The organism is Streptomyces sp. NPDC006879 (assembly GCF_042869595.1).
Taxonomy (GTDB): domain Bacteria; phylum Actinomycetota; class Actinomycetes; order Streptomycetales; family Streptomycetaceae; genus Streptomyces.
The window spans coordinates 16,343-35,131 of record NZ_JBIAGC010000019.1 but is presented as its reverse complement, the minus strand read 5'-3'; the positions used below and the strand labels follow the sequence as shown (position 1 = coordinate 35,131).

Sequence of the window (18,789 nt, the reverse complement as noted above, 5' to 3'; positions counted from 1 at the left end):
GGCGCGGCCGGCGGTCTCGCCGGCCCGCCGATCCGGCCGGGTGCTGATGCCGGAAGTGGGCTACCGGGTCGGCTTCCGGCCCGTGATGCCCAGGTGGACCAGCAGGGCCAGGTTCGGTTTCAGCTCGGCCTGCTTCACGCCCCAGGTCTGGAAGCCCTTCTGGTGCGAGGCGACCGCGGCGAGCATGGCCACCAGCGATCCGGCCATCGCCGCCGGGTTGACTTCCTTGTCGACCTTGTTGCGGGCCTGGAGCTCGCGGACGGCTTCGGTGAGGGAGTTGGTGACGGAGTTCAGGATCTTCATGCGGATCTTGTAGAAGCGCTTGTCGCCCTCGGCGGCGCCCAGGTCGACCACGCGCAAGATCGCGTCGTTGCGCCGCCAGAAGTCCAAGAAGCCGTCGACGAGTTCCTCGGCTGCTTGCCACCCCGCCTTGCCGACCCATGAGCGCCCCTCGACGAGCGCGGTCAACTGGGCGCCCTCCGTGGCCATTTGCTCTGCGATCTCAAGGACCGCGCCTTCCACGTCGGGGAAGTACTGATAGAAGGTCGCGGGGGAGGTGCCTGCCTTCCGAGCGACGTCGATCACCTTGACGTCCCGGTACGGCGAGGAGCTGAGCATCTCGCTGAGGCAGTCGAGCAGCTTCTGCCGCGTCGCCTGACCGCGCCGACCGGCCACGCGGCCGTCGACGGTGCGTACTTGTCCTGTCATGCCGTCAGCTTACCGACGGGCGATCCTGGCGCGATTCGACCGCCTGCAAATGGGGTTACGGGCGCTCGTCGCGCCGCAGGGCGCCTTCTGGCCGTGGTCGGCGTCCACCCCTCTGGCCGGTACCGATCGGTGGGCGCAGCCCGGCCCCGCCGGCGGGCAGGGGTTCTCAACAGCCTGTGGACATCCACCGGCCTGGAGCGCTGATGCGTTGTTCGGAGCCCCCGGCGGCCCGGTGCGGGTGCCCGCACGCCCATCGAGGGGAGAATGGGCAAGGAAAGCGACAAAATCCCAAGAAGCCATAGAAACTCCCCAACGGAAGGATCCGTACCGCCATGGCCGTATTCGCAGAGGGCACCCCCTGCTGGGTGGATGCCTCGCTACCGGACGTCGAGGCGGGCAAGCGCTTCTACGGGGAACTCTTCGGCTGGACCTTCGCAGGGAGCGCGGGAGCCGAGTACGGCCACTACACCCATGCCTACCTCGACGGGAGCAACGTCGCCGCCCTCGCCCCCAAACCCGACGGTCGGATGCCCACAGTGTGGAACGTCCACCTCGCCACCCCCGACATCTGGGCCACCGCCGCCCGGGTCCAGAAGGCCGGCGGGCAACTGGTCATGCAACCCATGGAGGTCGGCCCGTTCGGGGTCGGAGCCACCGTCGCCGATCCCGGCGGAGCCGTCTTCGGGCTCTGGCAGCCGGGCACCCACCGAGGGTTCGCCCTCCGGGGCAAGCCGTCCTCCTACTGCTGGAGCGAGGTCTACACCCGGGAGAGAGACAAGGTCGACGAGTTCTACGAGGAGGTCTTCGGCTATGTGCCGCAAGACCGCGAGGACGCCGGCATCGACTACCGGGCCTGGTCCCCGGCCGACACCGAACCCGGGCCGGACAGCGCGGTCCTCGGTCGCAGCGTGATCACCGCGGCCTTTCCTGTCGAGATGCCCGCCCATTTCCTGGTCTACTTCGCCGTGACCGACTGCGATGCGGCGGTCTCCACCGTCCGCCGTCTCGGCGGACGGGTCAGCGCCGATCCGTTCGACAGCCCGTACGGGCGGATCGCGGTCGTCTCGGACAATCAGGGCGCCGCGTTCGCGCTGCTGGCAGCTCCGGCCTGAGCGGCTGCAAGAATCTAGGGTGCGCACTCCGGGGCGGCCCCGGGAGGCGCCGACCGGTGAGACGCTGCACGGGGCTGTAGGGCACGGGCCCAACCAAGGCCCGTAACGGGGAGGTGGCAGGCAAGTGGTGGAGCAGCTGACGCAGCACGACCCGAGACGGATCGGCCCGTTTGAGGTGCTGGGACGGCTCGGGGCCGGCGGCATGGGGCTGGTCTATCTCGCGCGCTCGGCGTCCGGCCGGCGCGTGGCGATCAAGACCGTACGCACCGAACTCGCCGAGGACCAGCTCTTCCGCGTCCGTTTCACCCGCGAGGTGGAGGCGGCCCGGGCCGTCAGTGGCTTCTACACCGCAGCAGTTGTCGACGCAGACCCGCGGGCCGCCGTCCCCTGGCTGGCGACCGCCTACGTCCCGGCCCCCTCCCTGGAGGAGATCGTCCACGAGTGTGGGCCGCTGCCCGCGCAGGCGGTGCGCTGGCTGGCCGCGGGCATCGCGGAGGCCCTGCAGTCCATCCACGGGGCCGGTCTGGTCCACCGCGACCTCAAGCCCTCCAACGTGCTGGTGGTCGAGGACGGCCCCAGGGTGATCGACTTCGGCATCGCCAGCGGGGTCTCGAACACCCGGCTGACCATGACCAACGTGGCCGTCGGAACCCCTGCCTACATGTCTCCCGAGCAGGCGAAGGACTCCCGCAGCGTCAAGGGCGCGAGCGATGTCTTCTCACTCGGCTCCACCCTGGTCTTCGCGGCCACCGGGCATCCGCCCTTCCACGGGGCGAACCCGGTCGAGACCGTCTTCATGTTGCTGCGCGAGGGACCCAATCTGGAGGGACTCCCCCCGGAGCTACGCCCGCTGATCGACTCCTGCATGCAGATGGACGCCGCCCTGCGCCCGAGCCCGGCCGACCTCCAGGCCCAGCTCTCCCCCCACCTGTTCGCCGCCGGTGATGACAGCGGAACGGCCTACGAGTGGCTCCCGCCGCGGGCGACCGCGATGATCGAGACGCGTCGCGGTGGCGGTCGCACGGCCGCCCAGCCCGCCGCCCAGCCCGTGGGCGGACGGCGACGCCCGCCGGCCCCGTCCCGTCGACCGGGCTGGGCGGACCCGCGCACCGACCAGGCGCCGCCAAGGCCGCCGCACCCGCCGGGCCGGGTTGCGGTGCCCGCCGAGGAGGCGGCCGACCCGGACGCCCCGGTGCGGCTCGCCGGTGCCGGGGCCGCCATCGGTCCCGGTCCCCTGGTGTCGGCGCTGGGGGCGGGCGCCCAGGGCTCCGACGAGGCCCTGGCCGCGTCCGGCTGGGTACGTCCGCCGGTCGGGGTGTCGGCCACCGCTGCCCTCGGCCCCGGCCCGGGTACGAGACCGGCGCCGGGCTCGTCCACCGTGCCCCGGCCCGGGGCCGCGCCGGACAGCGGTCGCTGGCGTCCCTGGCGCTTTCGCATGTCCAATGACGTCTGGGGAACCCCCAGCGTCGTCGACGGCCTGCTGTACGTGACCTCCTTCGAAGTGCACGCACTGGACGTGGCCAGCGGGCGCCGCCAGTTCAAGACCCGGGACGTGGCCTGGTCCATGGCGGTGGCCGACGGCCGGATCCACGCCTCAGACGGTCCCTCCCTCTACGCCCTGGACGCCGGTGAGGGCTCCGAGCGGTGGCGAGCCCAGACCGACGCCTGGGTGTACGCGCTCCGGGCCGACCGGGGCACCGTCGTCACCGCCACGCGCGGTGGTGGTGTGCAGGGCTGGGAGGCCTCGAACGGCCAGCGGCTGTGGGAGCTCTCCGGAGCCCAGAGCGACTTCGAGACCAGCGAGGCCGCGCCCGTCATCCACGACGGCACGGTCTACCTCTGGCAGGAGGCGCGACTGCGCGCCCTGGAGGCACGGAGCGGCGCCGAACGCTGGTCCTACCCCATCGGCGACGCCGCCTCCTGCGGCGGAGTGCCGGTCCGGGTGACGGGGGCCTCGGACGGCTGCGTCTACATCGCCGCCGGCACCCGGGTGCTTGCCATCGAGGCGGCCACCGGCCACGTCCGCTGGCACTTCGAGGCCCCGGCCGTCTTCCTGGCGCCGCCGGCGTACGCCGCCGGCCCCTCGGTGGCCGGTGGCGGGGTGTACCTCGCCGACTACCTGGGCACGGTCTACGCGCTGGACGCGGCCACCGGCAAGGACCGCTGGCGCATCGCGACCGAGCCGCGCAAGTCCGCCGAGCCGGTCCTGGCAGCGGAGGGCAACATCCACGTAGCCTCCGGCAGCCACCTCTACACCTTGGATGCCGTCACCGGTACGCCCAAGTGGCGCTTCGCGGCTGGCGGTGAGTTGGTGGGTGCGCCGGTAGTAGCGGAGGGCCGCATCCACTTCGGCTCCGCCGACCACTGCCTCTACACCTTGGACGCTTCGGGCGGTCAACTGCGGTGGAAGCTGGCCACCGGCGGCGAGATCACCGGTTCTCCGGTGGCGAAGGCGGGCGTGGTGTACGCGTGCAGCAAGGACCGGTGCGTGTACGCCCTGGACGCCGCCAAGGGGACGGGGACCCGCGCGGCGTCCTGAGCGCAGTACCCGCCACCCCCTCGGGCGGGCGTGGTTCCATGCCCTCATGAGGAGCCATGAGACCGGAGGGTCGGGACCGACCTTCCACGAGGTGCTGCACGGGTTGCGGGTCTGGGACACCGAGCTGCCCTCCTTCGACCCGGGAGCCGCTCCCGCGTCCCCGTTGCCGCTGTTCCACGCGTGGTTCGTGGCAGCGGCGGCGGCCGGCCAGCCGGAGCCGCACACCATGACCTTGGCGACCGTGGACTCGCAGGGGAGGCCGGACCTTCGGACCCTGATGCTCCACGATGCCGATGCACGGGGCTGGCACTTCGCTTCGCATGCCACCAGCGCCAAGGGTCGGCAACTGGCCGCCCGTCCGGAGGCGGCACTGCACTTCTACTGGCCGGCCCAGGGCCGCCAGGTCCGTCTGCGCGGAGCGGTGCACGCCTGTGACCGCCAGGAGAGCCGGGCGACCTTGACGGTCCGGGGCACCGGGGCCCTGGCAGCCGCGCTCACCGGGCACCAGAGCGAGGCGCTCGGCTCGGTGGCAGAGCTCGCCCAGGCGGCCGACGCGGCCTGGGCGCGGGCGGAGCGGGATCCTCAGGCGCCGGTTCCCAGCTGGGTGCGGTACGTCCTGGACCCTCGGGAAGTGGAGTTCTTCCAGGGCGACGCGCGCCGCAGGCATGTGCGCTTGCGGTACCACAGGCAGGACGGTGCCGGGCAGGGCCCGGACGGGGGCCCCGCCGCGGGCGGCGACGGGGAGCCGGTGTGGCTGCGTGAGCTGCTGTGGCCTTGAGGGCCGGCCCCGGGGGAGTTCGTGTTCGGCGGGGACGGCGGAGGGTCTTGAGCTGTCGCTGACCGGCTGACGGGTGGGGCCCGCCGGGACGGCCGTCGCACCGGCCAACGGAAGGGGGTCCGAACGGCGGCCGTCGCTTGTCGGGCCCCGGACCGAGCAGCCGTTTGCCGGGGCCCTCGCCCTTGACGCTACGCCGCGGTGGAGCCGGACGCACGTGGGGCCGAGCCGCCGCCTACCTCCTTGGCATGCCCACGCTTGGTGGGGCGACATCGTTTTCGGGGGGAACGGCATCTTGACCACCATCGGCGGAACACCACAGGGAGTTTTCCAACTGCGTGAACTGCGCGGCCCAGCGAGGATCGCCAGCGTCGGTCTCCTGCTGCTCGCCCTGCTCGACGCTGCAACTGTCCTCGATGCAGGACGCGCGCAGGCGGAATGACCTCGGCCCGCTGGCGCCCTGACAGCACCCGGCCCGTCCCTCGGCGGCGGCATGTGGGCGCCTCAGGCTGGTTCGGGTGGTGGGCCCGCGCGCCTGGGGCGTCCCTCGAACAAGTCGGCCTGTTCGGCCGGGGGGAGGTTCCCCAAGGCGATCAGTTGGGGAGCCCGGCTGAGGGCCTGGGTCAGGGCGGTCTCCTTGGCCGACCACAAGGCCCGCACGGTGCCCTGGACGGCGCTGGAGGGGAAGGAGGCGAGGGTCGTGGCGGCGCGGACGGCGGCGGGGAGGGTGTCGGTCGGCTCGGCGAGCTGGCTGACCAGCCCGATCTCGTGCGCCCGGCGGGCGGAAAGCCGTTCGGCCGTGCCCATCAGGGACATCCGGGCCACCTCGCCGAAGGGCATCCGCTGGGCCATGTAGACCGCCTCGTAGGCGCTGACCATGCCGTAACTGGTGTGCGGGTCGAAGAAGCTGGCCCCGGTGGAGGCGATGATGAACTCGCATTCGCCCAAGAGGTAGAAGGCACCCCCGCAGGCCATCCCGTTGACCGCGGCGAGCACCGGCTTCCACAGGTCGTTCGCCTTGGGGCCCAGGCGTACCAGCGGATCGTCCACGCAGTAGGGGGATGGAGGTTGGGGCACTTCGCAGGCGCGGTCGACGCCGGTGCAGAAGGCGGCTGTTCCCGCACCGGTGAGGACCACTGCGCGCACCGTCTCGTCGAAGCGGAGGGCTTGCCAGAAGGCGGTCAGGCGCGCCGCTGTGTCCAGATCGATCGCGTTGTGCCGGGCCGGGCGGTTGAGGGTGACCACCGCCACCCCGGTGGCCGGGTCGCGCTCGACCAGCAGCGTGCTCAAAGGCGCTCCAGTTGCCACTGCGGCAGCGCGAACCCGTCGCCGGCCGAGCTGAAGACGACCTGGACCCGGGCGCCGATGCGCAGCCGGGTGGGGTCGACGGAGTTCGGTGGTTCGCCTGCGGCCCGTACCAGGTTTCCGGCCAGGCGGATCCGCGGTGCCTCGGACAGCTCGACCAGGATCACGTTGTACGGGGCCACGGCGGCGTAGGCGGGCAGGAGAGGGGGGTGGGGCAGCACATACGACCAGATCCGGCCGCGGCCGGACATCAGCTGCCACCTGCTGGCGAAGGAACCGCAGTGCGGACAGCAGGGGCGCGGTGGGAAGCGGAGCTGACGGCAGTTGGTGGAACCGCAGGCCTGTACGCGGAGTTCACCGCGTGCGGCGTATTCCCAGAAGGGTTCACCGTCCTCGTCCGGGACGGGCAGCAGCATCGAGTCCACGGCGGGCCTCTCCCTAGGTGCGCAGCAGGATCGCTGAGGTGGGGACGCCTTCGCCTGCGGTGACCAGGCAGGTCCTTGCGTCCGGGACTTGGGCGGTACTGGTGCCGCGCAACTGCTTGACGCCCTCGTTGATCAGGTTGAAGCCGTGTACGTAGGCCTCGCTGAGTCCGCCTCCGCCGGTGTTGATCGGCAGCCTGCCGCCGATCTCAAGTGCGCCGCCTTCGGTGAAGGCGGCACCCTCGCCGCGGGCGCAGAAGCCGTAGCCCTCCAAGGAGAGGGGGACGAGCGGGGTGAAGGCGTCGTAGATCTGCGCGAGGTCCACGTCTTCGGGCCCGAAGTCGGCGTGTTTCCAGAGGTGTCGGGCGGCGGTCCAGGCGGGTCCGGTGAGGGGGTCCTCGTTCCAGTAGTTGACCATTCCGTGGTGCTGGGCGGGCAGCCCCTGGGCGACCGAGTGGACGTAGACGGGCTTGTGTCGGCAGTCGCGGGCGCGTTCCGCGGAGACGATGACGCAGGCCAGGGCGCCGTCGGTCTCCAGGCAGTTGTCGAAGAGGCACAGGGGTTCGCTGATCCAGCGCGACGTCATGTACATATCGCGGGTCAGGGGGCGCTCGTACATGATCGCTGCTGGGTTCTGGTTGGCGCGGTTGCGGCAGGCCAGTGCCACGTTGAACAGGTGGTCGCGGGTCGCGCCGTACTCGTGCATGTAGCGCCGGGCCAGCATGCCGATCTCGTCGGCGGGTCTGAGCAGGCCGAAGGGGCGCGTCCACTGAGCCGGAGTGGGGAGTTGGGTGGTGGTGTTCTTCCATGGCCGGGGGCCGGAGCCGCGTTTGCGGGAGCGCCAGGCCACGCCGACGTGGGCCTGCCCGGTGGCCACGGCAGCGGCCAGGTGGGCGATGGTGGCGCAGGAACCGCCCCCGCCGTAGCCGACTTGGGAGAAGAAGGTGACGTCACCGGCGCCCATGGCCTTGGCGACCTCGACCTCGTCGGTCTGCTCCATCGTGTAGGAGGCGAAGCCGTCGACCTCGGTGGGATCGATGCCGGCGTCGGCGAGCGCGGCAAGGATGGCGCGGCAAGCCAACTCCTTCTCTGTTTGCGGAAGTTGCCTGGAAAACGCGGTCTGGCCGATTCCGGCGATCGCTGTAGTGTCCTTGAGGGTTGCGGCGGCCATCGCCACCTCCGTGGTCGCTGCGCTGCTGACAGGCGGGAAGGGTACAACTAATCTGACGGATAGTCAGCTACTGGTGGGGGAGGCCTTCCGATGGACCCTGCGAAGGACGAGTACGACGAGTTGCCCTGGCGCAGCATCGCGGACCTGGTGCGCACGGCCGCAGAGCGGTACGCCGGACGGGAGGCGGTCGTGGACGGACGCACCCGCATCGACTACACCGAACTCGGCGCCCGCATCGAACGGGCCGCCGCGGCCTGCATCGCCACCGGGGTCACGCCCGGCGACCGGGTCGCCGTCTGGGCGCCCAACAGCCTCGACTGGATCGTCTGCGCCCTCGGGGCGGTCAGCGCGGGCGCCGTCCTCGTCCCGCTGAACACCCGCTTCAAGGGCGCCGAAGCAGCCTACGTACTGCACCGCAGCCGAGCCCGTCTGCTCTTCGTCACCGGCACCTTCCTGGGCACCTCCTACGTGGCCGCACTGCGGCGGGCGGCGTCCGAAGGGGAGGGCGGCCGTGGGCCGCTACCCGGACTGCCGCACCTGGAGGAGGTCGTCGTCCTCTCGGACGACGCACCCGAGGACTTCCGCACCTGGAAGGAGTTCCTCGCCTGCGGGGACACGGTGACCCCACGTGCGGTGCGAGAACGTACCCGACAGATCGAACCCGGGGCGCCCTCGGACATCGTCTTCACCTCCGGCACCACCGGAAGTCCCAAGGGCGTCGTCATCACCCACGCCCAGACCCTGCGCTGCTACCAGATCTGGGCCGAACTCGCCGGCCTGCGCGAAGGTGACCGCTACCTGATCGTGAACCCGTTCTTCCACACCTTCGGCTACAAGGCGGGCGTCATCGCCGCCCTGATGCGCGGGGCGACGATGGTCCCGCAGCCCGTCTTCGACGTGGAGACCGTCCTCGCCAACATCACCACCGAGAGGATCTCCGTCCTACCCGGCCCCCCCACCCTGCACCAGTCCCTGCTCGACCACCCCGGGCGCGACCACCATGACCTGTCGGCGCTGCGCCTGGTGGTCACCGGCGCCGCCGTCGTGCCCCTGCAACTCGTGGAACGGCTGCGCGGTGAACTGGGCATCGCCACCGTACTGACGGCCTACGGTCTCACCGAGGCCGGCGGCATCGTCACCATGTGCCGTCGGGGCGATCCCTCGGAGGTCATCGCAGCCACCTCCGGAAGGGCCATCCCGGGCACCGAGCTGCGCGTCGTGGACGGCGGGGGCCTGCCACTCGGTCCCGGCCGGGCCGGCGAGGTGTGGGTGCGCGGGTTCAACGTGATGCGCGGCTACTACGAGGATCCCGAGGAGACCGCGCGGGCCGTCACTCCCGACGGCTGGCTGCGCACAGGGGATGTGGGCGTCCTGGACGGATCGGGGAACTTGCGGATCACGGACCGGCTCAAGGACATGTTCATCGTGGGCGGCTTCAACGCCTACCCGGCGGAGATCGAACGGCTCCTCTGTGGACATCCGGAGATCGCCGACGTGGCCGTGGTGGGCGAACCGGACGCCCGGTTGGGCGAAGTGGGCCGTGCCTACGTGGTCCGCCGCCCGGGGGCACCGCTGACGGCCGAGGACGTGATCTCGTGGTGTCGGCGGGAAATGGCGAACTACAAGGTGCCGCGTACGGTGGAGTTCGTCGACGAACTGCCGCGCAACGCCAGCGGCAAGGTCCTCAAGACGGAACTACGGGCCCGCCGGAACTGATCGGCGGCACCTGCGGGCGCCGCGCCAGCACCAGGCGACAGCGTGGGCTGCCGTCCGGCCGGTAGCCGAAGTCCTCCAGCGGCAGCAGGGCCACGTCGAATCCGGCGGCCTCCAGATCCGCCCGCACCCCAGAGAGCGGGAAGGTCCGGTAGTACATCACGAAGCGGGGGCGCCACAGCGCGTTGCGCACCCGCATCGCGGTGTCGAAGCCCAGGTACATCCAGTACGGCACCGAGCCCACCGGCAGTGGGGCGCCCAGCGGAAAGGCGAACAGCCCGCCGGGCCGCAACGCCCCGTACACCTGGGCGAACAGGGCCGGCCGCTCCGCGGGCAGGAAGTGTCCGAAGGCCCCGAAGCTGACGGTCAGGTCGTAGCGGGTGGACCACGGCAGCGCGCGGGCATCCGCCCGCACGAACTCGACCATCGGCGCGCCGCTGGACGGATGGGCGGCACGGGCCTCGGCGATCATGCCGGCACTGAAGTCCACCCCGGTGACCCGCTCGTGGCACAGTTCGCGCAGCATCGGCGTGGCCGCCCCGGTCCCGCAGCACAGATCGAGGCCGGCGCCGAACGGGCCGAACTGGCGAAGGGCGCTGCCCACCGTGTCGAGGAAGCGGTCGGGGGTGCGGAAAGGAGTTCGGTCGAACTTCGGAGCGAGCAGATCGTAGCCGTGCTCCACGGAGCTGAGCGCTTGGACGGCGAGCTCCCGGACGGTTGGCCCCTCGGTGGTGAACACCCCTTCAGCCTACGGGACGGCCCGTGGTGGCGGGCGGCCTGAAAGATGTCACCGGGGGGCGCGTTGAACCTTGCCGGGTGTTCCTGCGTGCTTCAGGGAGTGGGCAGGACGCGCAAGCCAGGCGCACGTGCGGCGGCCACGGTGGCTCCCCCTCCGGGCCACCGTGACCGCCGTTCCCCCGTGCTTCCCCCGTCCCCCGTGCTGGCGCCAGGCCCGGATCCCCCGATCCCCCGCGGGCCTGGACGTTGTGGTGGCGGGACTCAGCCCGCGTGGTTCTCCAGCGGCGTCGGCGGCGGGGGAGTCTTGGGCAGCGGCATCAAGGTGTCCTCCTGGAGGCTGCCCGCGTGGTTCTCCATGGGCTCCACACCGGGCAGTCCCGTCGTGGCGGCCAGAGCGTCCAGGTCGATGCTGCCGGCGTGGTTCTCCAGCGGCTTCACAGCAGGCTTTCCGGTGCTCCCCGTGACGGGTGTGATGTCGTCGCTCATCGTGTCAACTCCCCTACCTGCGCCGGTAGGCGCGCGAATGGCTCGGTACGAGCACCCGCCCGGTGATTCCCCCGTGGACCCCCGGGCGGGCGTTCCGGGGCCGTTTACCGTAGTGGCGCCGGTTCCCCCTCGACCCGCGTGCCCCCCGACGCGGCGGATCGATGAGTAAGAGAATGCCGGGTGGCGATAAACAATCGATGAACGTGCACAGCAGTGCAGGTCATCGGCTTGCAGCCGGTTTGGGGCGGCTCAGGCGGCGGTTGCCGGAGCCGCCAGGAGGACCCGTACCTGCTTGGCTTCGGCCGCGTTCGTCTGTTCGTAGATGCCAAGGGCCTCGCGCCAACAGGCCCGGGCCCTGTCGGCCTGTCCGAGGCGGTCCAGGGACCGGCCGAGGCAGGTCAGCACGTTGCCGCGCATCCACTCGCCGCCGATGCAGCGCAGGGCCAGGGCCTGTTCGGCGTGCTGCGCGCTGAGAGCGTAGCGGTGGGCCGCAAGATGCGCCTCGGCGATGCGGAAGTGCGTGGTGCCTTCCCAGAGCCGTTGGCGGTTCTCCTGGAATATCCGCAGGGCTTCGGCGAGCTCTGCCAGGGCGTCCGTGAGGCGCCCGGCTCCGGTGAGCGCGATGCCGAGTGCGAAATGGCCGTTGGCCACCCGCAGCGCCAGGCCCATCCCCTTGAAGATGGCCAGACCGCGCTCCGCAAGTCCTACGGCGCTGCTGGTGTGACCCATATTGACGTGGATCCGGGAGAGGTTGCACAGTGCGCTGGCCTCGCCCGGACCGTTGCCGTCCGCCCGGTAGTTGGCGATGGCCTCACTCAGGAATTGCTCACCGTCGTGGTGCCGACCCTCGTAGAAGGCGATGATCCCGCGGTCATTGGGCGCGACCCCGGCGGGCATGGGGTCCCCGCTCTCCTTCGCCAACAGCCCGGCCGCCCGGGCTTCCTCGTCCGCCTGCCGGAAGCGGCCGGACACCAGGAGCAGCGTGGTCAACGCGATCCGCGCACGGGCCTCGGCGCGGGCGTCACCGGCGGCGCGGGCGGCATCGCGCACGGCCACGGCGGTGGTCTCGTACTGCCGGGAGTTCGCCCCGGACTCGGCGAGGTCCTTGGCTGCCCAGAGCAGGTCCACGGCGCGGCGCAGCGAGCCGGTGGCGGCGTGCTGGTGGACGCAGGCCAGTAGGCAGCCGGCCTCGGAGTAGAGCCAGTCCACGGCAGCGTGCCCGTCGCTGAACTCCAGTCCGGGGTAGTGGGCCTCGGCGAGGTGCTCCACGAGTCGGTCCCCGGGCCGTTCCAGCGCGTACACGCCCTTCGCGGTGGCGAGGTAGAAGTCCAACAGGCGGGACATCGCGGCGTCCCGTTCGCCGGGCGGCTGCTCGTCGCGTTCGGCGCAGGAGCGCGCGTAGAGCCGGACCAGGTCGTGGTAGCGGTACCGGCCGGGGGCGGCGGACTCCAGGAGGGATGTGTCCACCAGTGATTCCAGCAGGTCCTCGGTGTCGTGTTCGCACAGGTCCAGGACCGCGGCGGCAGCGGCCAGCGAGATGTCGGGCCCGTCGGCCAGGCCCAGCAGCCGGAAGGCGCGGGACTGCGCGGGCTCCAACTGGCCGTAGCCGAGCTCGAAGGTGGCCTTCACGGCGAGGTCTCCGGCCTGGAGTTCGTCCAGCCGCCGGCGCTCGTCGGCGAGTTTGGCGGCGAGCACGGAGACGGTCCAGGTGCGCCGGGAGGCGAGTCGCGAGGCGGCGATGCGGATGGCCAGCGGCAGGAAGCCGCAGGCGCCGACGACGTTGAGGGCGGCCTGGCGCTCGGCCCCGACCCGTTCTTCGCCCACGATGCGGGTGAATAGCCCGAGGGCCTCCTCGGGGCTCATCACGTCGAGGTCCACTAGGTGGGCCCCCGCCAGGTCGACCATCCGGACCCGGCTGGTGACCAGGGCGGCGCAGCCGGAGGTACCGGGCAGCAGGGGCCGCAGCTGCGCGGCGTCGCGGGCGTTGTCGAGCAGGACCAGGACCCGGCGCCCGTCGAGGACGGAACGGTAGAGGGCGGAGCGTTCGGCCAGGGAGTCGGGGATCGCGGTGTCGGCGGTGCCCAGGGCGCGCAGGAAGGAGCCCAGGACCGCCTCGGGGTCGGCGGCCCGCGGGTCGGTGCCGCGCAGGTCGACGTAGAGCTGGCCGTCGGGGAAGTGCGCCCGGGCGGCGTGGGCCACGTGGACGGCGAGCGTGGTCTTGCCCACGCCGCCGATGCCCGCGAGGGCGGAAACCGCCATGACGCGTCCTTCCGCGTCTCCCAGGATCTCGCTCAGCTCGGCCACGAAAGAGGCACGGCCGGTGAAGTCGGCGACGGTGGCCGGGAGCTGGGCGGGCACCACGCGCCGCGGGGACGCTGCGGGGGTGGGCTCGGGTGGGCCGGCGAGTTCGGCGTCGGCCTGCAGGATGCGCTGTTGGAGCCTGGCCAGTTCGGGGCCGGGGTCGACGCCGAGCTCGTCGGCGAGGAGGCGTCGGGTGTCCGCGTACACGGCGAGGGCCTCGGCCTGTCGGCCGCTGCGGTAGAGGGCCAGCATCAGCAGTTCGCGCAGGCGCTCGCGCAGGGGGTGGGCGGCGGTGAGTGCGGTCAGTTCGGAGACTGCTTCGGCGTGGTGGCCGACTTCCAGGTCGAGGTCCAGCAGGGTTTCCTGGAGGGAGAGTTGCCATTCGCTCAGCCGGGTGCGCTCGGTGTCCGCGTGGGGGCCGGGGACGCCGGCGAGTGGTTCGCCGGTCCACAGACCGAGGGCCTGACCGAGGAGCGCCCGGGCGCGGGGGCGGTCGCCGCTGGCCCGCGCCTTGTCGGCGGCGGCGGCCAGGTTGCGGGCCTGGCCGAGGTCGAGGGAGTCGTGGGGGATCCGGATCGCGTAGCCGCCGGACTCGCTGATGAGGACACCCGGGTCGAGGACCTTGCGCAGCCGGGAGGCGTAGGTGCGGATGGTCGCCAGCGCTTGGGAAGGCGGTTCCTCGCCCCAGATGCCGTCGATCAGTTCGGCGGCGGTGGCGGTCCGGCCCTCGCGGAGCAGGAGGGCGCAGAGCAGGGCCCGCTGTTGGGGGGAGCCGGACGGCAGGGCTTCGCCGCCGCGCCAGGCCCGTACGGGGCCGAGAACGGCGAACCGGAGCGTGTTTCCTACGCCGTGGTCCAGTGGGACTTCCTCCGTGCTGCCGTGCGTCCCTCGTGCGTCGTTCGGTTCGGCGCTGTCCCGCTGCTGCGGAATGGGCGCTACGCCATCCATCGCTTCCCCCTGACTGCACCAGCTTTGTCGCACTGGTCAGTCTGCCCTGTTGCCGACTGTTGCGTTAGCCCGGCGTGATGTGTGGCACAGGCTTCAAGCCCGGCGACTTGAACAGACGCCTCGTCGGGGGCATTGGATCCCGGCATCCGTCAATCGTTCCGGAACCTGGGGGAATCGCAACTGAATCGGTTCGGCGGCGCATGAGTTCAAGTCAGGTTGTGGCTTGGTTTCGATGGGCGTCCTCAGTATTTCACCCCCTAACAGATTGCTGACGGGTCGTCAGATGGGCGCTACGCTGAGAGGCATGGAGACCTTCCCGAAGATCATCTCGGTGGATGACCACACGGTGGAACCCCCGCACGTCTGGCGGGACCGCCTCCCGGCCAGGTACCGCGACACCGGACCGCGCATCGTCCGTGCCCCCCTGCGGGAGATGTCCTTCCTCGGCGGCCGGTTCGCCCCCGTCATGGGAGTCAAGGGCGAGGAGGGGCCGATCGGTGACTGGTGGGTCTATGAGGACCTGCACCGACCGCTCACCCGACTCGACACCGCGGTCGGCTACGACCGTGACGAGATCCGACTGGAAGTCATCACCTACGAACAGATGCGGCCCGGCTCCTACAGCGTGCCGGACCGGCTCGCCGACATGGACGTCAACCACGTCCAGTCGGCCCTCTGCTTCCCCACCTTCCCGCGCTTTTGCGGCCAGACCTTCACCGAGGCCAAGGACCGGGAGCTGGCCTTGCTCGGCGTTCGCGCCTACAACGACTGGATGGTGGAGGAGTGGTGCGGCCCGCTGGCGCAGGGTCGGTTGATCCCGCTGACCCTCGTGCCGCTGTGGGACGCCGAACTGGCCGCGGCCGAGGTCCGACGGAACGCGGCGCGCGGGGTGCGGGCGGTGGCCTTCTCCGAGATTCCGCCGCACCTGGGACTGCCCTCCATCCACACCGATGCGTGGGATCCCTTCCTCTCGGCCTGCGCCGAGACCGGGACGGTCATCGCCATGCACATCGGCTCTTCCTCGAAGATGCCCTCGACCTCCGCCGACGCCCCGCCCGCCGTGGGCTCTGCCATCACGTTCGCGAACTGTTGCTTCTCGATGGTCGACTGGTTGATGAGTGGGAAGTTCGAACGGTTCCCGGGGCTGCGCATCATGTACGCCGAAGGTCAGATCGGCTGGATCCCGTACGTCCTGGAGCGCGCCGACGTGGTCTGGCGGGAGAACCGCGGGTGGGGCGGGGTCGCGGAGAAGGTCACCCGCCCCCCGTCCGAGCTCTTCGCCGAGCACGTCTACGGATGCTTCTTCGACGACTCCTTCGGCCTGCGCAATCTGGATGCGATCGGAGTGGGGAACGTCCTGTACGAGACCGATTACCCACACTCGGATTCGACCTGGCCGCGTTCCCGCGAGGTGGGTCAGGCCCAGATGGGCCACCTCGACCCGGAGGTGGTCGACCGCATCGTTCGGGGCAACGCCATCGAGTTGCTCGGGCTCGCCGAGGACGGCCGCTGGCGGGGCTCGGTCGCCGGCTGAACGACCGCGTGCGGATGGTCAGCCGGTGAACCCGAAGTGCAGGGTGCCCGCTCGGGGGCCCCGTTCGCGCAGCCGGTGCAGGAGTTCGGGCAGCCGCGGGGGCCAGAGGGTTTCGGTGGTCTCGCTCAGTTCCGCCGCCGACCACCAGCGCCATTCCTGGAGCCGGTCCGCGCGTCTGCCGCCGGCCGAACGGCTGGTGGGCGGCCGGTGTGGTCCCCGGGCGAGATAGAGGTGCTCGTACTGGCGTACGGGAACCCCTGCGCGGGTGAAGTCGTGCTCCCAGGTGCACAGCAGGGGGCCGGGTGAGAGGTCCTGCCAGCCGGTCTCCTCGTGCAGTTCGCGCAGCGCGCCCTCACGGGCGCTTTCGCCCGGGTCCACCCCGCCGCCCGGTGGCATCCAGTGCGTGCCCACTTCGGCCCGGTCGTCGGAGCGAAAGAGGAAGGCCTGGTGCTCGGGGGTCAGGACCAAGGTCCTGGCCGCTGTCCGTGGTATCCGCATCGAGGCACTGTAGGCCGGGTGGGTGGGCGCAATGGAGGGGGTGTCCACTATGCGGAGCAAGTAGTAATACATATGAATTGTCGTATGTGTACGGTTCGTGAGGTGAGCAGAGAACCCGGACAGCCCAGGCGGATCCGCCTCCTCGCCCGTTGCCGCCGTCTTCGGACCCACCGCCGCGGACCGTCCGTAGCGGCCGTCGCCTGGCTCGTGCTGATCGGCTCGGCCGCCGTCGCCTGCGGGGAGCCCGCCGGCGACGGCAGGCCCACCGCCCCGGCCCCGATCCGGTCCGCAGCAAAACGCCAGGTCGCCCCGGGGGCCGCGGGACCCGAACAGCCCCGCACGCCGCGCCCCCTGCCCGGTATCAGCGACACCACTCGCGCCCGCATCCCCGACGACAGCCGGCAGGTGGTGCTGGTCCGTGGCGAGGGCCCCGAGTCCTCCCACTCCACCGTCACCCTCTACCAGCGGGCTCCGGGATCGTCGGACTGGCGCCCAGGGCCGCGATGGCCGGCGCGCAACGGCGCCGGAGGCTGGTCGCAGCGGCGCGAAGCAGGGGACCTCACCTCACCCGAAGGGGTGTTCCGGCTCACCGACGCCGGCGGCCGGCTCCCCGCGCCCACCGGCACGCTCCTGCCCTACGACCAGGACCGCCTCTTCGTCCCCTACGGGCAGGGAGTGAACGGCGAGCCCCTCGACGGAGTCTTCGACCACGTCATCGCGGTGAACTACAACCGGGTACCCGGCTCCTCCCCGCTCGACGAGCGCCAGCCGGACGGGGAGGAGACCGGTGGAAACATCTGGCTGCACGTCGACCACGACGGTCCCACCCGGGGCTGTGTCGGCGTGGCCGAGGAAGCCATGAGGGAGTTGCTGAAGACGCTGGATCCGGCCCAGGACCCGGTGGTCGTCATGGGCCCGCCCGGCATGTGAGCCACCCGGCCGGCCACCCGGGCGGTACGGGCCCGGGCGGTAGGGGCCCGCACCGGCCCGGCTCAGTCGATCGCCTGGGCGAAACGGAAGAACCGGTGCGGGTCGTAGGCCCGCTTGACCGCACGCAGCCGCGGATAGTTGCGGCCGTAGTAGGCCTCCCGCCAGCCATCGAGCGCCGGGTCCATGTAGTTCTGGTACGAACGCCGCGTGGAGAGCGGGTGCAGGGTCGCGAACCCGTGGTCCACCCAGGCCTGGGCCCGCCGACGCTGCTCCCGTGCCGGTTCCGCCTCGGCGAGCCCCACCTGGTAGCCCGCCTCGAAGACCGTGTCGCGGTGCACGAACGCGGTGTCCGTGGCGGAGAGGTCGTTGATCCGGCCGCCATAGGCGAACAGGCCCAGGAACCGGAACTGTTCGGGCTGCTGGTCCGCGCGCAGGGCGTCGAGCGCGGCCTCCGCGGTCGCTCGGGGCCAGGTTCGGTCGAAGAAGACGTTTCGGTAGGTCCCGTAGTTCTCACGAGGTAGGCGGGCGCGCGGTGAGTAGCCGATGCGGTGACACTCCTCGACCGTGGCCTCGCCGCACCCGAAGACCCGCATCATCGCCTTCTGGTACGGGAGCTCCTCCAACTCCCTGCTGGCAGGCGGACGCCCGGCGGCCAGGGCGAGCCGGTCCAACCACCGCTCGGCGGCTGCCCGCGGGCCCAGGTAGGCGCCGCTGACCACCACCACCGGATCGGAGTCCGCGGGCGAACCTTCGTAGAGCATCACCAACAGCTCAGAGGCGAGTTCCCGGGGAGCCTCAGTCATCCAGTGCTGCCAGGCGAGCATCACGTCGACGGCGGCCGAGCCGTCGAAGGTCAGGTTGTAGACGGTCATCGACGGCGCCCGGACGGGGCGCACCTCCATGGCCGTGACCACCCCGAAGTTGCCGCCACCGCCACCGCGCAGCGCCCAGTACAGGTCGGAGTGCCGCCGCTCGCAGGCGTGCACGGTACGGCCGTCGGCCAGCACCACCCGGGCGGAGACGAGCCGGTCGGCCCCCATGCCGAAGGATCGGGCGGTCAGCCCCAGACCGCCGCCCTGTATCCAGCCCCCCATCGCGACGGTCGGGCAGGTGCCGGTACCGAGCTGGAGTCCCAGCGGACCACAGGTGTTGACGATGTCCACGCCCTGAGCGCCCGGACCGAGGTGAACGGTGGGTCCGGGGCGGATCGCGTTCAGCCGGGAGACGTCGAGCACGAGGCCGGGTGAGGTGGAGTACCCGGCCTGGCTGTGCCCACCGCTGCGCACCGCGGTGGGCAACTCCTGGTCCTGGGCGAAGCGCAGGACGGTCGACACGTCGGCCTCGGAGGCGCAGTAGACGATGCCCTGCGGGTGGATCGTGTCGTACCAGGCCATCTGGAGTTGGCGCGCCACGGCGTAGCCGGGGTCCGAGGGGAGGACGAGGTCGCCGGTCAGGCGGGAGCGCAGGGACTCCCAGGGCACCGGACGGTCCGAACGGTCGGCCGCGGCGACCAGACCGGTCGCGGGGGCGGCCAAGGCGATGGCGGCGCCGGTGGCCGCGCCGGAGCGGATGAGCGTGCGTCTGCTGATCACGTGGTGACTCCCGGATA

16 protein-coding genes are annotated in these 18,789 nt (G+C 71.4%); 7 read left to right on the top strand and 9 right to left on the bottom strand.

What is annotated here, in order from left to right; translation table 11 throughout:
* Positions 1-60: 60 nt before the first annotated feature.
* Positions 61-708: a TetR family transcriptional regulator gene (locus ACFYMC_RS16665; protein WP_388525044.1), complete on the bottom strand. Its 648-nt coding sequence runs from the start codon at positions 706-708 to the stop codon at positions 61-63.
* 332 nt (positions 709-1,040) lie between these two features.
* Between ACFYMC_RS16665 and ACFYMC_RS16660 the strand changes: the two genes are divergently transcribed.
* The 4 genes from ACFYMC_RS16660 to ACFYMC_RS16645 all read left to right on the top strand — a co-directional run bounded on the left by ACFYMC_RS16660 (position 1,041) and on the right by ACFYMC_RS16645 (position 5,576).
* Complete coding sequence (locus ACFYMC_RS16660) at positions 1,041-1,820, top strand: VOC family protein (RefSeq protein ID WP_388525041.1); 780 nt, start codon at positions 1,041-1,043, stop codon at positions 1,818-1,820.
* Between the two features lie 124 nt (positions 1,821-1,944).
* Positions 1,945-4,359, top strand: coding sequence for a serine/threonine-protein kinase (locus ACFYMC_RS16655; protein ID WP_388525038.1), 2,415 nt, complete (start codon positions 1,945-1,947; stop codon positions 4,357-4,359).
* 46 nt (positions 4,360-4,405) lie between these two features.
* The gene (locus ACFYMC_RS16650) at positions 4,406-5,137 is read left to right on the top strand and encodes a pyridoxal 5'-phosphate synthase (protein WP_388525035.1); all 732 of its coding nucleotides are present in this window, start codon (positions 4,406-4,408) and stop codon (positions 5,135-5,137) included.
* 292 nt (positions 5,138-5,429) lie between these two features.
* A complete protein-coding gene (locus ACFYMC_RS16645) occupies positions 5,430-5,576 on the top strand; it encodes a hypothetical protein (RefSeq protein WP_388525032.1) in 147 nt (48 codons plus the stop codon).
* 62 nt (positions 5,577-5,638) lie between these two features.
* Here ACFYMC_RS16645 and ACFYMC_RS16640 read toward each other — a convergent pair whose 3' ends face one another.
* The 3 genes from ACFYMC_RS16640 to ACFYMC_RS16630 are packed head-to-tail and all read right to left on the bottom strand — an operon-like array spanning position 5,639 to position 8,032.
* On the bottom strand, positions 5,639-6,415 hold the full coding sequence (locus tag ACFYMC_RS16640; protein WP_388525221.1) for an enoyl-CoA hydratase/isomerase family protein: 777 nt from the start codon (positions 6,413-6,415) through the stop codon (positions 5,639-5,641).
* A 5-nt stretch (positions 6,416-6,420) separates the two neighbouring features.
* On the bottom strand, positions 6,421-6,855 hold the full coding sequence (locus ACFYMC_RS16635; RefSeq protein WP_388525218.1) for a Zn-ribbon domain-containing OB-fold protein: 435 nt from the start codon (positions 6,853-6,855) through the stop codon (positions 6,421-6,423).
* Positions 6,856-6,877: 22 nt separating this feature from the next.
* Positions 6,878-8,032: a lipid-transfer protein gene (locus tag ACFYMC_RS16630; protein WP_388525029.1), complete on the bottom strand. Its 1,155-nt coding sequence runs from the start codon at positions 8,030-8,032 to the stop codon at positions 6,878-6,880.
* Positions 8,033-8,122: 90 nt separating this feature from the next.
* Between ACFYMC_RS16630 and ACFYMC_RS16625 the strand changes: the two genes are divergently transcribed.
* Entirely contained in the window at positions 8,123-9,748 is a 1,626-nt protein-coding gene (locus ACFYMC_RS16625; protein WP_388525026.1) for a FadD3 family acyl-CoA ligase, read from the top strand.
* Here ACFYMC_RS16625 and ACFYMC_RS16620 read toward each other — a convergent pair.
* The 3 genes from ACFYMC_RS16620 to ACFYMC_RS16610 form a co-directional block, all read right to left on the bottom strand.
* Positions 9,717-10,484: a class I SAM-dependent methyltransferase gene (locus ACFYMC_RS16620; RefSeq protein WP_388525023.1), complete on the bottom strand. Its 768-nt coding sequence runs from the start codon at positions 10,482-10,484 to the stop codon at positions 9,717-9,719. The genes ACFYMC_RS16625 and ACFYMC_RS16620 overlap by 32 nt on opposite strands.
* Positions 10,485-10,744: 260 nt before the next feature.
* A complete protein-coding gene (locus ACFYMC_RS16615) occupies positions 10,745-10,969 on the bottom strand; it encodes a hypothetical protein (RefSeq protein ID WP_388525020.1) in 225 nt (74 codons plus the stop codon).
* 249 nt (positions 10,970-11,218) lie between these two features.
* Complete coding sequence (locus ACFYMC_RS16610; RefSeq protein ID WP_388525017.1) at positions 11,219-14,218, bottom strand: BTAD domain-containing putative transcriptional regulator; 3,000 nt, start codon at positions 14,216-14,218, stop codon at positions 11,219-11,221.
* A 304-nt stretch (positions 14,219-14,522) separates the two neighbouring features.
* On the opposite strand from ACFYMC_RS16610, the gene ACFYMC_RS16605 reads away from it, so the two are divergent.
* The gene (locus ACFYMC_RS16605; protein WP_388525014.1) at positions 14,523-15,752 is read left to right on the top strand and encodes an amidohydrolase family protein; all 1,230 of its coding nucleotides are present in this window, start codon (positions 14,523-14,525) and stop codon (positions 15,750-15,752) included.
* An 18-nt stretch (positions 15,753-15,770) separates the two neighbouring features.
* On the opposite strand, the gene ACFYMC_RS16600 is transcribed toward ACFYMC_RS16605, so the two are convergent.
* On the bottom strand, positions 15,771-16,250 hold the full coding sequence (locus tag ACFYMC_RS16600; RefSeq protein ID WP_388525011.1) for an NUDIX hydrolase: 480 nt from the start codon (positions 16,248-16,250) through the stop codon (positions 15,771-15,773).
* Positions 16,251-16,352: 102 nt separating this feature from the next.
* Between ACFYMC_RS16600 and ACFYMC_RS16595 the strand changes: the two genes are divergently transcribed.
* Positions 16,353-17,180: a L,D-transpeptidase family protein gene (locus ACFYMC_RS16595; protein ID WP_388525008.1), complete on the top strand. Its 828-nt coding sequence runs from the start codon at positions 16,353-16,355 to the stop codon at positions 17,178-17,180.
* Positions 17,181-17,242: 62 nt separating this feature from the next.
* Here ACFYMC_RS16595 and ACFYMC_RS16590 read toward each other — a convergent pair whose 3' ends face one another.
* Positions 17,243-18,772, bottom strand: coding sequence for an FAD-binding oxidoreductase (locus ACFYMC_RS16590; protein ID WP_388525005.1), 1,530 nt, complete (start codon positions 18,770-18,772; stop codon positions 17,243-17,245).
* Positions 18,773-18,789: the final 17 nt, after the last annotated feature.

Bases quoted from the DNA above. Each gene is read 5' to 3' on its own strand.
- ACFYMC_RS16605 (WP_388525014.1), top strand. From the start codon at position 14,523: ATGGAGACCTTCCCGAAGATCATCTCGGTGGATGACCACACGGTGGAA.
- ACFYMC_RS16635 (WP_388525218.1), bottom strand. From the start codon at position 6,855: ATGCTGCTGCCCGTCCCGGACGAGGACGGTGAACCCTTCTGGGAATAC.
- ACFYMC_RS16665 (WP_388525044.1), bottom strand. From the start codon at position 708: ATGACAGGACAAGTACGCACCGTCGACGGCCGCGTGGCCGGTCGGCGC.
- ACFYMC_RS16660 (WP_388525041.1), top strand. From the start codon at position 1,041: ATGGCCGTATTCGCAGAGGGCACCCCCTGCTGGGTGGATGCCTCGCTA.
- ACFYMC_RS16650 (WP_388525035.1), top strand. From the start codon at position 4,406: ATGAGGAGCCATGAGACCGGAGGGTCGGGACCGACCTTCCACGAGGTG.
- ACFYMC_RS16630 (WP_388525029.1), bottom strand. From the start codon at position 8,032: ATGGCCGCCGCAACCCTCAAGGACACTACAGCGATCGCCGGAATCGGC.
- ACFYMC_RS16615 (WP_388525020.1), bottom strand. From the start codon at position 10,969: ATGAGCGACGACATCACACCCGTCACGGGGAGCACCGGAAAGCCTGCT.
- ACFYMC_RS16610 (WP_388525017.1), bottom strand. From the start codon at position 14,218: ATGGATGGCGTAGCGCCCATTCCGCAGCAGCGGGACAGCGCCGAACCG.
- ACFYMC_RS16625 (WP_388525026.1), top strand. From the start codon at position 8,123: ATGGACCCTGCGAAGGACGAGTACGACGAGTTGCCCTGGCGCAGCATC.
- ACFYMC_RS16600 (WP_388525011.1), bottom strand. From the start codon at position 16,250: ATGCGGATACCACGGACAGCGGCCAGGACCTTGGTCCTGACCCCCGAG.